Source organism: Rhizobium sp. OAE497 (assembly GCF_040546565.1).
Lineage (GTDB): Bacteria > Pseudomonadota > Alphaproteobacteria > Rhizobiales > Rhizobiaceae > Rhizobium.
On sequence record NZ_JBEPOA010000003.1, the window covers coordinates 574425 to 589027 of the forward strand.

The 14603-nt window shown below is 58.8% G+C and carries 14 protein-coding genes and 2 pseudogenes; 8 read left to right on the forward strand and 8 right to left on the reverse strand.

Annotated elements, in window-relative coordinates:
- Positions 1-699: 699 nt before the first annotated feature.
- On the forward strand, positions 700-843 hold the full coding sequence (locus ABIE40_RS29390; protein ID WP_162708699.1) for a hypothetical protein: 144 nt from the start codon (positions 700-702) through the stop codon (positions 841-843).
- Positions 844-1312: 469 nt separating this feature from the next.
- On the opposite strand, the gene ABIE40_RS29395 is transcribed toward ABIE40_RS29390, so the two are convergent.
- From ABIE40_RS29395 to ABIE40_RS29405, 3 genes are all read right to left on the reverse strand, one after another.
- Positions 1313-1522 carry a hypothetical protein gene (locus ABIE40_RS29395; protein ID WP_130279723.1) on the reverse strand — a complete coding sequence of 70 codons (210 nt, stop codon included), beginning with the start codon at positions 1520-1522 and terminating at the stop codon, positions 1313-1315.
- Positions 1523-2035: 513 nt separating this feature from the next.
- A complete protein-coding gene (locus ABIE40_RS29400) occupies positions 2036-2440 on the reverse strand; it encodes an HWE histidine kinase domain-containing protein (RefSeq protein WP_354541229.1) in 405 nt (134 codons plus the stop codon).
- Positions 2441-2596: 156 nt separating this feature from the next.
- Complete coding sequence (locus ABIE40_RS29405; protein WP_354541230.1) at positions 2597-3841, reverse strand: PAS domain-containing protein; 1245 nt, start codon at positions 3839-3841, stop codon at positions 2597-2599.
- 154 nt (positions 3842-3995) lie between these two features.
- Here ABIE40_RS29405 and ABIE40_RS29410 point away from each other — a divergent pair, with 154 nt between their 5' ends.
- From ABIE40_RS29410 to ABIE40_RS29420, 3 genes are all read left to right on the forward strand, one after another.
- Positions 3996-4763: an EAL domain-containing protein gene (locus ABIE40_RS29410; protein WP_112717065.1), complete on the forward strand. Its 768-nt coding sequence runs from the start codon at positions 3996-3998 to the stop codon at positions 4761-4763.
- Between the two features lie 177 nt (positions 4764-4940).
- Entirely contained in the window at positions 4941-8108 is a 3168-nt protein-coding gene (locus ABIE40_RS29415; protein ID WP_199628421.1) for a PAS domain-containing protein, read from the forward strand.
- A 389-nt stretch (positions 8109-8497) separates the two neighbouring features.
- Complete coding sequence (locus tag ABIE40_RS29420) at positions 8498-8692, forward strand: hypothetical protein (RefSeq protein WP_112717061.1); 195 nt, start codon at positions 8498-8500, stop codon at positions 8690-8692.
- Between the two features lie 65 nt (positions 8693-8757).
- Here the strand turns inward: ABIE40_RS29420 and ABIE40_RS29425 are convergent, their stop codons facing one another.
- Positions 8758-9666, reverse strand: coding sequence for a LysR family transcriptional regulator (locus tag ABIE40_RS29425; protein WP_199628420.1), 909 nt, complete (start codon positions 9664-9666; stop codon positions 8758-8760).
- Positions 9667-9767: 101 nt separating this feature from the next.
- Between ABIE40_RS29425 and ABIE40_RS29430 the strand changes: the two genes are divergently transcribed.
- On the forward strand, positions 9768-10691 hold the full coding sequence (locus tag ABIE40_RS29430; protein WP_199628419.1) for an SDR family NAD(P)-dependent oxidoreductase: 924 nt from the start codon (positions 9768-9770) through the stop codon (positions 10689-10691).
- Between the two features lie 67 nt (positions 10692-10758).
- Here ABIE40_RS29430 and ABIE40_RS29435 read toward each other — a convergent pair whose 3' ends face one another.
- From ABIE40_RS29435 to ABIE40_RS29450, 4 genes and pseudogenes are all read right to left on the reverse strand, one after another.
- A complete protein-coding gene (locus tag ABIE40_RS29435; protein WP_199628418.1) occupies positions 10759-11199 on the reverse strand; it encodes a carboxymuconolactone decarboxylase family protein in 441 nt (146 codons plus the stop codon).
- Positions 11105-11302, reverse strand: a pseudogene (locus ABIE40_RS29440) (transcriptional regulator); the annotation flags it as partial. The gene ABIE40_RS29435 and the pseudogene ABIE40_RS29440, both read right to left, overlap by 95 nt.
- A gap of 397 nt (positions 11303-11699) precedes the next feature.
- The gene (locus ABIE40_RS29445) at positions 11700-11906 is read right to left on the reverse strand and encodes a helix-turn-helix domain-containing protein (RefSeq protein WP_148195358.1); all 207 of its coding nucleotides are present in this window, start codon (positions 11904-11906) and stop codon (positions 11700-11702) included.
- A gap of 57 nt (positions 11907-11963) precedes the next feature.
- A complete protein-coding gene (locus ABIE40_RS29450) occupies positions 11964-12134 on the reverse strand; it encodes a hypothetical protein (protein ID WP_199628417.1) in 171 nt (56 codons plus the stop codon).
- Between the two features lie 274 nt (positions 12135-12408).
- Here ABIE40_RS29450 and ABIE40_RS29455 point away from each other — a divergent pair, with 274 nt between their 5' ends.
- From ABIE40_RS29455 to ABIE40_RS29465, 3 genes and pseudogenes are all read left to right on the forward strand, one after another.
- Positions 12409-13005 (forward strand): alpha/beta hydrolase, encoded by a 597-nt coding sequence (locus ABIE40_RS29455; RefSeq protein ID WP_130279711.1) that lies wholly within the window; start codon positions 12409-12411, stop codon positions 13003-13005.
- 183 nt (positions 13006-13188) lie between these two features.
- Positions 13189-13767: a TetR/AcrR family transcriptional regulator gene (locus tag ABIE40_RS29460; RefSeq protein WP_199628416.1), complete on the forward strand. Its 579-nt coding sequence runs from the start codon at positions 13189-13191 to the stop codon at positions 13765-13767.
- Positions 13768-13836: 69 nt separating this feature from the next.
- Positions 13837-14569 (forward strand): annotated as a pseudogene (locus ABIE40_RS29465) (SDR family NAD(P)-dependent oxidoreductase).
- Positions 14570-14603 lie beyond the last annotated feature (34 nt).

The window sequence follows — 14603 nt, forward strand, 5'->3', positions numbered from 1 at the left end:
GGGCCGACCGCTAAGCGGCCTCTCGCCGTACGCGGGGCTCGGTTTTTGACCGGCTCGCACGGGGTATGCATCAGGCGATAAGCCCACCGAAGACTGCCGACGAAAAGACGAGGTCCAAAGGGCTGCAGCTCAGATGGGCCCCGCCCGTCGGCGGCGACCGCGTCGATGGCGTCGGTCCGCTTCCCGTCCTTGATAAACCTTGAGGAAGACGCCGAGGATCATGTTCATCTTCTCATGAAGCGGCGCGTGCATTTGAACGGCCGCAGATTTTTCATCGGCTGCCGTGACCGCGTTGGCACGATCATATGAAAGCTGTCAGATGGTGTTAGACATGCGTGAAGATGGGATCCGCGCTACCCAATGGATGATGAACGGGTTGCCGCGCTCTTGCAGATGCCAGTCAATGCCAATAACAATATCGCATTGATGGCAAGCCGTTCTCCATCAACGACTTGGCAGCCACCACGAATTAAGCCTTGTGGTGGCTTTTTTCTTGGAACCAGTAAGGTCACCGCAAGTTGTTACGCTGCCGCTCGGCGCTCTTTCAGTCGATTGTCAGAGTTTCTTCCTGCGTATGCCGAGCGGCAAACTTCCCTATACTACCCACGCGGCATCAAAGGCCAAAAATAGTCTACCCATGGTAAGCTTCGCTTAAGATTCATTAGCAAAGATGAATATGCGAGCAGTCAGGAGGTAGATATGTCGCAAGTTCATCTCGTCGATCATCTCGAAGCAGCAAAGAAGTTGGCGGAATTGAGCGACAAACCTTTTGTCGCGTACATGATCCAAATGGCGAAAGATGCGGCCTTGAGACCAGAAACAGAGCGAAAACGCGTAGCCTAGGGAACCTCAAGGCTCCACGCAGGTTGACTCTATGCCGCCCGGCGCTTTGTTTACCTGTTCGAGCAAGCTACCCCAGTTCTTGCTAAGTCGGGCGGCAGTTCTCAACTGTATGACCCAACTGCGCCGGTGGAAACACCGGCGTCTTTGTGCAAAAAAAGACCCCGGAACCACCTTTGCCCTGGATCCCGGGGTCTCTTCATGCGCACCAGCATTTCTCGTGATGGTTATCTCAGGTTCATCACGAGCGGATTGCTAAAATAGGGCGCAGCGATTTGTCAACATGGGTACAATCCATTTTTCCGAGATTCGATGGAACCCAACGTTACCCCAGTCGTTTAATCAGCGAACGTTATGGAAACCCAACCGCACGCGTTCAATCTCTGCTCCCCTCAGAACCCATTGGCAGAGATAATGAAAGCCCACGCGCCGCCCTCGCGTGGGCTTTTTCTATGCGGGAGTGCGATGAAGCTTAGAAGTTCAGCCGGCGATACATTCGATCTAGCTCCTTTTTGATCGCTTCAATCTCACGCCGCTTATTCTGCATTAGCCAGATGAAGGTCCACCAGAACCAGGTCAGCCCAAGCAACCCGCCGATCACTTCATGCCGAAGCCCGGCCATGCGGACGGTGATCATCCCCAGGAGGAAGGATGCAAGGCTAGCGATCACTGCAACTGCCATCGGCGAAACCCACTCGAACTGATTGAAGAGACCGCCCAAGGTGAGAGTTAGAGGCAGCTTGGACGGCCTCAATGGAGCGCGGTGGAGGTGCGCTCCCGGAAACAATTTACACGATCGATGCGCGTTTCTTCAAGCGAGATCGTCCCACGGAGGGGGCTGGGTTGAGCCTTGGGTTGCGCGACGATCTCTTTGTGCGACGGGGTCACCGCCGTACCTGAAACAGTGGCGAGGCCATTTGGCGGCTGCGAGCAGCGTCGGGATGGCGGCGCGGCTGCCGCCTTCATGTCACGAAAACCGACCTGGAGTAGCGCGGACCGAGCAGCGTCGTCACAGTCGCCTCCTTCAACAAGGCTGCGTTAGTGCATCTTTTGAAGTCGCAACGGTGAACGACAGACCCTCCGGGCGAAATTCGATGTCGGCCTCGCCACGCAGGCTCGCGCCGAGCATCTGAATAAGCTTCGTTCCGAAGCCTCGTCGTCTCTGCTCCACGACAGTCGGCCCGCCGGATTCGCGTCATCGGAATTTGAAGTCGCCTCCACCGACACTCCAGTCGATATCGACGTGGCCATCCGGCACGGAAAGAGCGCCGTACTTTACCGCGTTTGTCGCGAGCTCGTGCAGAGCCAGCGAAAGGCTTGTATTCGACCGATGTGAGACCTCGAGGTCAGGCCCGTCGGACGCGATGCGGCCGGCCTCGTTGAAAGGCGCGACTGCCTGCTCGACTATCTCGCGCAAGCCGAGCGTCTCGAACTCTCGCCCGCGCAGAACGTCTGCGGAGCGGGACAAGGCTGCTAGACGCTCCGATATTGTCGACCTCATCCTCTCGATCGACTGGTCTGCACGCAGCGACTGATTGACGATCGACTGGGTGGTCGCCAGCATGTTCTTCATCCGATGGCCCATTTCCTGGGCCATCATCGCGCGATAGGCGTCTTAGCTCTCCGATACCAGCTGGGTGTTACCTTATAGTCGGCATCCAAAATCATAAGAGGGGCACACAGCCTTGCCCCTCTAGTGCGCCCGGCGATCGGATCCATGGCCGTCGGAATGAGAACGATCGCGGATTAGTCTGCCTTACGGAGTTGCAGGCGCGAGACGCTCAACGATCGAACGGCTAAACCATGACGTATCGGCCATGACACTTTCGATCGCCTCGACGAGCTGCGCCTCGCTGCGCCGGCGTTTTGTCACATCCTGAAGCGCCCAGACAACACACTGCTCGTCATTGATTTCGACGCGCTCGGCGGAAACCAGACAGTCTGCAAGATCACCGTCTCTCTGTTTCAACCGCATCGGTTCTTCCCGAACGAAGATATTGTCACGCAGCTTCTGCTCCAAAGCGCGTCTGGCGGCAATGTCCTGCCAAAGGTGAAGCTCGCCGGCAGTCCGGCCGACAACTTCCGTCAGCTGGTATCCGGAAATCTGCAGAAAAGCGTCGTTTGCTTCTGTAAATACGAAGTCGTCGAGCCGTAAAATCGCTGCCGGAGCGGGGGACAGCCGGAACGATTTTGAAAACCGCTCTTCGCTCTGGCGAAGTGCGTTTTGGGCCTTTCTCCGGGCATCGAGATCGGCGAAGGTAAACAGCATGCAGGGTTCTTCGACCACGGAAATCGGCTCACCGGCGACGATCACAAGCCGGTCGCCACCGCCAGGCAGAGGCACCAAGGCCTCGCGGTGGCGTATCACCCGGCCATCGTTGAGTTTCGAAAGGGCATCATCGGCGGTTTCGCAGTTCGAAAACAGTCCGATCGCCTTGACGGTTCTGCCGATGACATCGTCCTTGGTGAAGCCGGTCATCTCCAGGAATCCCTCGTTGACACGAATGAAGCGCTGATCGTCGAGCCGGCAGATCAGGCCAGGGGCCGGATTGGCATTGAACGATCGCTCGAACCGCTCCTCCGCTTCAAAGCGTGAGGTCTCGTCTTTGATGATCAGGGCCAGTGCGTCAGGCTTGTCGCCAGCGTCGGTGATGAACATCGTGCGAACGGTGTGTACCCAGACCAGGTCAAGGTCGGCTGCCGGCGATATCTCGACTGTCACATCGTCGATTGTTTCGCCAGCGGGAAGCCGCTCTATCGGGTATTGGCCTGCCTCCAGAAGATGATTGTTACGATACCGCAGGGTGAACGTTCGCCGATATCCTGCTGCGTCGCCTCCGAGTTCCTCAATGCTACTCACTCGATGCATGGCAAAGGCTGCTGCATTGGCCCATGCTATCCGGCCTCCCTGTTCTACAAGGATGATGCCGTCACTGAGGCCTCCGATCAGTTCTTGAAGGCTACCCTTGTTGATCTTTGGCGGCTCAGGATTTTCGCTCATGTCGTCCCTCAAATGTATCGTGGACCATAGGTCGCGTCCCTGGAAGCGATGTAAAGGGTGAGTGTTAAGCAACGACCGCGATTTATCGTATTGCCGAGCAACGAAAGTTTAATCGGCGATCCGGTAAGGCTTATCATCTGATGGAGGGCTCTATATGCCAACGCACTGTGATGGCTGCCGCGATGGCGCTGCTTTCGAGGTTCCTTTCTCGATGGCGTTTCAGCCTATTGTGAATATCAGGACTGGCGCTGTTTTTGCGCACGAGGCCTTGGTGCGGGGGCCGAATGGCGAGGGGGCTGGTTCGGTTCTCAGCCAGATCAAGGATAGCAATCGTTATGCTTTCGACCAGCAATGTCGGGTAAAGGCGATCGAATTGGCCTCGGGCCTTTACGATCCGGCTGATGACGTGAAGCTTTCAATTAATTTTATGCCGAACGCCGTTTATGAACCGCGGGCTTGTATTCGACTTACACTGGCCACCGCGATGAAGACGGGCTTTCCTCTCGATCGTATTATTTTCGAATTTACCGAGAACGAGCAACTCGATACCAAACACGTCCTTCATATCCTTCGCACCTACAGAGACATGGGATTTAAAACCGCGATCGATGATTTCGGGGCGGGTCATTCGGGTCTTGGGCTTTTAACCCATTTCCAGCCTGACATCGTGAAGCTGGATATGGATCTGATCCGTGGGATCGATGTTGATCCGGTGAGACGCAAAATTGTAAAACACACGCTCGATATGCTCGAGGATCTGGCAATTGTCCCTCTGTGCGAGGGGGTCGAAACGGCCGATGAGCTGGCGACGCTGAAAGATCTCGGCGTATCGCTCATTCAGGGCTATGTACTGGCAAAGGCGAGCTTTGAAACCCTGACAGTGCCTGCAGCCCCTGGCGACCAGGTCTTAGCCGTAGCTTAGCAACGAACTGCAAGCAATCGCTATCACTGGAGCTGTGCTGAAGGCGCTCAGCAACGGTGCTGTCGTTTCCGATTATCGAGATCCAAATATTGGCGGAAAGCCGGGTCATCGAGAGCAAGAATCCCTTGTGGAGCGCCACACGTTGACACATGCAAAATTCCATGAGACGAGCCAATTATGGCCAAACGTCTCACACGCAATTTCACGTTGACCCCCGAACTCGAGGGGTTCATCTCCGAATGTTTGTCGTCCGGCGACTACAGTAACGCCAGTGAGGTTGTCCAGTCGGGGCTACGATTGCTTCGCGATGGACTGAGACCGGCGGCAACAGTCGCATCAGCGTGGCCGATCGGAGGCGGGGTCTGCGGAAAAATCATTCGGGAGATGGACTGGTCTGCGACTGCCCTTGGACCGATGAGCGGTTGGTCTGTCGAACTCCGCACGACTATCGCCAACATTGTGAACTCTCCGGTCGCGAAAGTGCTGATGTGGGGACCGGGCCATGTGATGGTCTATAACGACACTTACGCGAAGATCGCAGGTGATAAACATCCAGGCGCTCTCGGCAGCAACGTCGCGGAAGTCTGGCCTGAGATCTGGGACTGGAACCGCGACATGCTTGAGGCCGGCCTTGGCGGGGAGCTTCGTTCCTATCACGATCAAAGCATGACGCTCATCCGAGATGGGCGGCCTGAGGAATTTATCTTCGATCTCTTTTATACGCCGGTATATGAGGCTGATGGCAAAATCGGCGGCGTGATGTGCACGGTCGTCGACAACAGTGACCGCGTCGCGATGGAAAAGCGCATGAAGGACAGCGAAGGTAAACTCCGCCGCGTGACCGATGCTGTGCCGATGCTGATATCGTATGTGGACCGTCAGCACATTTATCGCTTCGCCAATCATGCCTACGAGACGTGGTTCGGGATGAAGCCTGATGACATGATCGGTAGACACATCGGCGCAGTGATTGGCCAGGGGCCGTACGAAAACCGGCGGCCTGACATTGATCGCGCATTGGCTGGTGAAGTCGTGACAGGCGAGGCCGACATGCCGGTCAACGGCGGCGCGCCGCGTCGTCTCGAGATCCGTTACGTACCCCATGTCGAGGCCGACGGGTCAGTACCGGGCGTCTACATCCTTGGCATCGATATCGAAGATCGTGCTGTGCGCGAAGCCGAGCTGGAAATGAGCAATAGCCGCTTTCGCACGGCTATGAACGCGGTGCATGGTGTCCTCTGGACCAATAGTGCCGATGGTAGAATGGTCGGAGAACAACCGGGGTGGGCAGCACTCACCGGTCAGACTTTTGCTCAATATCAAGGTTTCGGTTGGGCGCAAGCGGTGCATCCGGATGACATGGATGCCTCAGTCGCGACCTGGAACGCGGCTGTCGAAGCCAAATCCATGTATGTGCATGAGCACCGCGTCCGCCGACACGATGGCGCCTGGCGCCAGTTCGCCATCCGGGCCTTGCCGATCATCAGTTCAAATGGCGATATCGTCGAATGGGTGGGCGTACATACCGATATCACCCATCAGCGCGCGGCGGAGGCCACTTTGCGCGATCAGGCGGACGTGCTTGCTCGCCAGGTCCGTCACCGAGAACGGGCCGAAGAGCAGCTCAAGCAGCTGAATGAAAATCTTGAGGCGCGGGTTATCTCCGAAGTCGCCGAGCGCCGTCAGGCCGAAGTAAAGCTGGCGCAGGCCCAGAAGATGGAAACAGTCGGGAAACTGACCGGCGGCGTCGCGCATGACTTTAACAACCTGTTGCAGGTCGTGAGCGGCAATCTGCAACTCCTGTCGAAGGAGGTCACCGGCAACCAACGCGCCGAGTCGAAGATCGCAAACGCCATGGCGGGCGTATCGCGTGGCTCCAAGCTGGCAAGCCAGCTCCTAGCCTTTGGGCGCCGTCAGGCGCTAGAGCCTAAGGTGGTCAACATCAGCCGGTTCGTCCGCGACATGGATGATATGATCCGCCGCGCAATCGGCGAAGCCGTTGAGGTCGAGACGGTTGTTGGAGGAGGGCTTTGGAATACATTCATCGACCCGACGCAGATCGAAAATGCTCTCCTTAATCTCGCGATCAACGCACGCGATGCCATGGAAGGACGGGGTAAACTCACCATCGAGCTGTCGAATGCGCATCTTGACGATGCCTATGCGCGCTCGCATGACGAGGTCACCCCCGGTCAATATGTAATGATGGCGGTGACCGATACTGGGTCGGGAATGCCGCCTGAGATCATCGAGAAGGTGTTTGAGCCGTTTTTCTCGACGAAGGCAGAGGGCAAAGGCTCCGGTCTCGGCCTGTCGATGGTCTACGGCTTTGTCAAACAGTCGGGCGGGCATGTCAAAATCTACTCGGAAGTTGGTCACGGCACGACGATCAAGCTTTATTTGCCGCGCGCGATGGAGGCGGAAGATGTCGAAGTCGCCGTCGATAATGGGCCGATCGTCGGGGGCACGGAAACTGTCCTTGTCGTCGAGGATGACGCGCAGGTCCGCGAGACTGTCATCGCCATGCTGACCGACCTCGGATATCGCACGCTGAAGGCGGTTGATGCATCGAGCGCGCTCACGGTGATTGATAGCGGCATTCCGATCGATATTCTTTTCACTGACGTCGTGATGCCAGGCACACTCAAAAGCCCCGAACTCGCCCGCAAGGCGAAAGAACGACTGCCGAATATCGCTGTGCTGTTTACGTCTGGCTACACCGAAAACTCGATTGTTCACGGCGGTAAGCTCGATGCAGGGGTCGAGCTGTTGTCGAAGCCCTATACCCGTGAGGCGCTTGCACGGAAATTCCGGCATGTTTTGGCCAATCAAGCTCAGCGTAAAGATCAAAAGTCAACGGGACTTCCGCCGGAGCCCCTGCCACAACTGGACACGCCGGTGACGTCCGCCAAGAGCGCAGCGGCGGTGACTGCGGAACACGTCGCACGCATAACTGTATTGCTGGTCGAGGACGATGCGCTCATCCGCATCAATACGGCCGAGATGCTGCAGGATGCCGGATTGATTGTCGTCGAGGCGGGAAGTGCTGAGGAAGCCAAAGCGGCTCTGCAGACGATGAAAGTCGATATCCTCATGACCGACCTCAATCTACCAGGCGCATCGGGATTAGAGCTGGCGGCTGAGGCCAGGGCTCTGAACCCGTCAACGACGATCGTATTCGCCACCGGGGATCCGACGGCTGTGCGCGGTGAGACAGGTGCCATCGTTTTGGCAAAACCCTATGACGCCGCGAAACTCGCTGAGGCCTTAGCCACTACTGGGGCATATCGTTTCGCAGAAGGAAATCCGGCGCGCAGCGGCGCCGTCGAAGAGGACAAAGTTTAGGTGCAGTAGCCGCTCCCGAGCCTGAAAATTCCCTTTCGGAGTGCTTGGTTGCGGCGCCGGTGACGTTGGCCGCCCATGCTGGTCATGGAAGTGATCTGCGGATGACATCGACGGGGCGATGAATTGCTGTGCCTGATGCCTCCATCGGCCTTCGACGAAGGAACGGTCGACGCATCGCGGGCTCGTGAAAGCTTCTCGAAACGCGGGCGCGGCATCGAGCGTCATCGGCTACCTGCTTTCCATTGGCTTCGTTGTACACCATAAGGACCTGCCGCGTCGGCGCGGTGTTGCGGTCCGCACGCGTGTTGCGGCAGCGCTCGACATCCCAGAGCAGATCGTGAAGATCCACGAAGGCCGGCCATTCATGCTTGAAGGAAAAGCGTCCGCACATGATCAGTCTTTCTTCAGAAGGCAAAATTGCGTTCAACGTCTCGGGTCGCGAGGACTGCCAGCATGGCGTTGTCCGCCAATTCGACGAGCGCGGCAGCTATCTCTTCGGGACGCCAGCCGGCCGCACTGCCCGCAAGTGTGACCTCCGACATGCGATCGGCCAACGCTTTCTGGCATCTCGGGAAGCAATCTGAGTGAGCGTTGGGAGGAGGGGGCGACAGCTTTCATGCCCGGGAGAATGGTGCCGCTTGGGTCGTCGTCAAGGCGCAGCTCGTAACGATCCTTCGGCTTTCAGGAAATTAAGGAAGGCGCGCATGCCCGAGCCGAAATGGCGGTGCCGCGGGTAGTAGAGACAAAGGCCCGGGTAGGGGGGTGTCCAATCGTCCAGCACCTGCTGCAGCTTGCCGTTGGCGAGAGCGTCGGCCGCCATCCATCGCGTCACATAGGCAAGACCGATACCGTCCAACGCCGCTGCCAAAAGAAGTCTGGACTGGTCGACGACGAGATTGCCGGGCGTTGTCACGACGACGTCCTCGCCGCGGCGCTGGAACTCCCAGCGATAGATCGACCCGCTCGCCATACGAAGCTGGACGCACTGGTGCAGCGAAAGGTCCGACGGTATCTTGATGGCGGGCGCGCCATCAAGATAGGCAGGCGACGCCACGACGATGTGCTGCTGGTCTGGACCGATAGCGATCGCGACCATCTCGTCGGGTACAAGTTCGGCCGCCCGGACCCCACAGTCGTATCCTCCTTCGGCGATATCGACCAGTCTCCCCTCGGAGCGGATTTCGAAGCGCATGGTGGGCTGAAGCTTCATGAAGCGGGTCAGAAGGGGCATCAGGACCTGCTCGGCGGCATTGGCGTCGCAGTTGATCCGTATCAGCCCGGACAACGAGGTGCTCTGTTCGTGCAGCTCCTCGACCGCGAGGCCAATTTCCGAAAGCGCCGGCATAAGCCGTTGCAAAAGTCTCCGCCCCGGTTCCGTCAGCGATACGTTCCGGGTCGAACGGTGAAAAAGCTTCACCTTTAGACGCCTCTCCAGTCCGGCAACCGCGTGGCTCAGCGCCGACGGCGTCTGGCCGAGCATTCGCGAGGCGGCACGAAAGCCGCCGTGCTGGGAAACGGCAAGAAAGGCCGCGAGCTCGCCGGGCGGGAGCGAGCTCACTGTACGAATTATCTCATCATTGCGTGTAGCCTCTGCCATCTAGTTCACGAATGCCACGCGCTTATGTTCCGGGCAAGTCGAATGTTCGAAGGAGTATGACCATGACTTCATCCATCCCATTTGGGTTCTCGTCGACCGCCGCTGACGTTCTGGAAGGCGTGGAGCTTGCCGGACGAAATGTCATCGTCACCGGGGGCGCCGCGGGCATCGGGCTGGAGACGAGCCGCGCACTCGCGGCGGCAGGCGCGGCCGTAACAATCGCGGCGCGCCGCCCGGACGAGGCCGAGAGAGCTGTCGCCGAAATGAGGCAGGCAATGCCCGCCGCTCGGCTAAGCGTTCGTCGCCTCGACCTCTCCGATCTGTCCTCCGTGCAGGAATTTGCCGAGTGCTGGGACGAACCCCTTCACGTCCTCATTAACAACGCGGGCGTGATGGCCATTCCCGAACTGCAGAGGAGTGCGGAAGGGCGGGAGATGCAGTTCGCCACGAACTATCTGGGGCATTTCGCGTTGACGCTTGGCCTGCGAAGGCATCTGGCCAGCGCGAACGGCGCCCGCGTCGTTTCCGTCGCCTCGACGGGCAACCTGTTTGCCCCGGTATTCTGGGACGATCCAGACTTCCGCTTCATTCCCTACGATCCGCTGCTTGCCTACGGGCAGTCGAAGACGGCCTGCATTCTGATGTCCGTTGGTATCAGGCAGGCGTGGGCATGCGACGGCATCATGTCGAACGCACTCAACCCCGGAGCGATCGCAACCGGGCTCCAGAAGCACACTGGCGGCCTTCGCACGCCCGAGCATCTGCGCAAGACGATAGAGCAGGGGGCATCCACGACGGTGTTGCTTGCGGGGTCGCCGCTTGTGGAGGGAATTTCCGGCAAATATTTCGATGACTGCCAGGAAGCCCCTGTCGTCGACGAGCGCGGAGCCTTGGCGTTCAAGGGAGTAGCAAGATACGCGGTTGATGCACAGAACGCTTTCCGTCTTTGGGAGATGGCGACGCGGATGGTCTCGTCGCCGCTGTAGTCGGCGCAGCCTGCCGGACCTTTGCGCAGTCCGGCGGGCCACTTTCTTCCGAGTGCTGCGGGCCAAATCAGGCCTTTGCCGCCACCGGAAGGCGAAACGGCGCGCCGAGGCGGTTGAAGGCGTTCATAGCGGCGATCGCGATCGTCAGATCGACGAGGTCCTTCGGGTCGAAGGCGGCCGCAGCGGCAGCATAGGCCTCGTCCGACGCATGGGTCTGGCTGACATTTGTCACTTCCTCTGCCCAGGCGAGAGCGGCGCGTTCCTGGTCGCTGAACAGGTGAGGCACCTCGTCCCACACCGCAACCAGCGTGATCTTGTCGATGGACATCGTCTTGCGCAGATCGCGGCTGTGCATGTCTATGCAGTGTGCGCAGCCGTTGATCTGGGACACGCGCAGAAAGACGAGGTGGATCAGCTCTGCCGGCAAGTTTGTCTTGGCCGTGACATAGTGGTGGACACCGAAGAGCGCCTTGGCCCCCTCGGAAGAGGTAGCTTGTGGACACGCCATGCAGTTCCGCCAGGGCTGCCGCCGAAAGCACGCCGTCTTCCGACAGTCCCGCCAGGAACGCCACGCAATGAATTGCCTGTTCGACGCCTTCGCTGAGTTTCATCCCACCCTCCGAATCATAGATACAAAATATCCATGATTATTCCGGTCGTCAATCCGCAATGTGTGGACAGTGCATTCGACGCCCCTCGAGAGAGACCGACTGCAGGTTCTGGGTCGACGCTTCGGCCGGCCGCCGATTGCGGCAGCGGAAGAAGGTTCCCGAACATGGGTATCAGGCCGCCTTGCTTGCCGGTCCTCGAGTTTCAGTGGCGGAACGCTTCTTCGTGTGATCGGCGTGCTTCTTCTCGCCGTCGCCGGTAACCACAGAAGACTGAGCGAAGGTGACGGTGGAGGAAAGAAGAGCAGGCAGAGGGGCCGCAGCAGTGACGGGACAGCACTGGTTTATATGGAGCTCTGGAGTTCTTGAGCGGCCGAATTTAGAGTGGGATCGAACGCTCCTAGCCGAGCGCGTGCTCGATGCGTTCGATATGAAGAGCGTCGATGGACGTCCCGACCTCGATGGCTGAAATCTCCGCTTCGGTCAGGCCGGTGGCGATCGCAAGATCCTCGAGGCTGTATGATCGTGCGATACGGGCTTCGCGAAGGCGTGAGCCGACCGCCTTGCCGGCATCGTCCGAGGACGTTTCGATATTAACATGATCCATACTTTCCTCCGATGTGCTGCAAGCACGTGTTTGTTACGTTCGGGTCTGCACAACGGTTTATTCTGAAGATGGGTTGGCGGCCGCAAGCCGGAGCTTGCGGAGACGCTCATTCTTCTCTTCGCGGAGACGCCGCTCTTCATCTGCAGCGTCGGCTGCAATCTTGTTCGTGTGTTCGAAGGCCGCCGCGCGCTGTTGCACGGTCAGGGTCTTCCTGATCCTGCTTACCATGACAATCATCCTTGAGGGTTTCCTCATATATGGGGTAATTGAGCAGGTCCTTCAACAGCTTGAGGCCTCCCGTCCACTAGCGTACGGCAACGCGTCCTGCAGCTTGCAAAGATGCATTCTCTACACCATCTACAGTGGGCCACCCCATTATCACGTGAGCTTCCGCAGCGGCGTCCGCCGGCGTCTGCGTGACGGCTTGCGCGTGGGGTGAGACGGCCGCTCCCTCTCTTGAGGTCGAGCGCCGTCGGGCCATTTCGAAACATTCAGGATCGTCATGTTATCCCTCGACCACCTCGTCATCTTTCTGCACGGCATCGGCGCGTCGGGTGCCCAGCTCATGCCGCTGGCCTCGTCCTGGCGTGATGGCCTTCCAAGCACCCGGTTCGCTGCCCCGGACGCCCCCATGCATCACTGGCGCGGCCACCAATGGTTTTCGACGGAAGGCAATCCGCTTGATCCAGCGAAGGTCATGGCCGCCCGTGAAGCATTCGACGAACTGATCGACGATGTCGTCCGGCGCGAAGGTTTCGCAGACGCGCACGACAGGGTCGCCTTCGTCGGTGTCTCGCAGGGTGCTGTCGTCGCTCTCGATGCGGTCGCCTCCGGCCGCTGGAAGGTCGGCGCAGTCGTTTCCTTCGCTGGCCTCCTTCCGCCCCAGAAGATATCGTCAGTCAGCCGGCAGACGCCGATCCTCATGGTGCACGGGCAGGTCGACACGACGATCCCATACGCTGCGTCGACCCTTGCGGCGGCACAATTCCGAGCGGCTGGTTTCGACGTCGAGCTCGATGTTGAGCCGGGCGTCGGACATACGATTTCGAGCGCCGGCGCCGCGAAGGCACTATCCTTTCTGCGGAAGTCTCTCTCGTAGGCGAAACACACTACTTCCGACCGTCCTGCCATGACCGATCTTGCGGAGGCGATGTCCTTATGCGGAGGTCGAGGAGGTGAGATAGGCTGCGAACGTGATACTTCCCGCGATATTGCCCCGCCGTCATCAAAGTTCGCCAAAATAATTATTGACTGATCTGTCCGTAACTCGTACTGATACCTCATGGGAAGACCAAGAGAGTTCGACCGCGACGCGGCGTTGGAAGCGGCTTTGAGGGTGTTTTGGGCTAAAGGTTTCGCCGCGACATCGACGGACGATCTGCGCGCAGCGATGGGCATAGGTCGACAGAGTCTTTATGGCGCATTTGGCGACAAGCGGACCCTGTACCTTGAAGCACTTGATGCATACCAGCGTCGGACAACGTCTGGTCATCTCAGACGCCTATCCGAGGGCGATCCGCTCGAAGGTATCGAAAACCTGCTTTCAGGTCTCGTCGCCGAAGATGACCAGGAGCGGGTGCTGGGATGCATGGGCGTCGGATCGGTCGGCGAGTTCGGGGTGACGGACCCGGAACTCAATGCCCGCAGGAAGGCATCCAGCGAACGTCTCTACAGGGGCATTGCCCTAAGGATTGGCGAAGGGCAGGAGCAGGGGAAGATCGATGGAAGCCTCAACCCGGCGGAGGCGGCCTCGTTCGTACTGATGACAATGACCGGCCTCCAGCTGGCGGCACGCGGCGGCGCATCCAGCGCAGAACTGAAGGCAATGGCTCGCTTTGCGACGCGACGCCTCGAAAACTAATCGGTCCCTCTAGCAAGAGGGATTTCTTTTGGCCAGTTATGGATCGACCTGTCAAAAATGGAGAAAATCATGACGATCGAAGAACGCAGAACCGCACTCGTCTTCGGAGGTGCGCGTGGAATTGGAGCAGCAGCCGTACGCAAGCTGGCCGAGGATGGCTTCGCCGTTGCCTTCACCTACGTGTCGCGACCGACAGCGCATCGGAGCTTGCTTCCTCAATTCGAGGAGGAGGGGGAAATGCTGTCGCCATTCGGGCCGACAGCGCCGATCCCGAAGCGATCCGGGCGGCAGTGAGCAAGGCGGTGGACGAACTGGGCAAACTTGACGCCGTCGTCCTGAACGCCGGGGTCCTTCGCCTTAACACTGTCGATGTGGTCACACTCGAAGAACTGGACCTGATGATTGACGTCAATATCCGGGGCGTTTTCCTCGCCATCCAGGCCGCGGTCGCACAGATGAAGGATGGTGGTCGGGTCATCACCATCGGTTCCAATACGGCTGAACGAACCGGATTTCGGGGAAGCAGCGTGTACCAGTTCACGAAGGCGGCAGTCGCGGCTATGGTCAAAGGGCTCGCGCTCGACCTGGCGCCCAGGCGCATCACGGTCAACAACGTCCAGCCCGGTCCGACGAATACCGATATGAATGCCGGGTCGATCGAGTTCCTTGCGGATCGGAGCCCGTTGAAGCGCGTCGCCGATCCGGCGGAAATCGCCGAACTCGTGTCGTACCTTGCCGGCCCTGGTTCTGCCTATATGACCGGCGCAAGTCTTTTACAATTGATGGAGGATGGATCCTTTGAAGGCGCTTGTGGCGACGGGACGCCAAGGGGCATC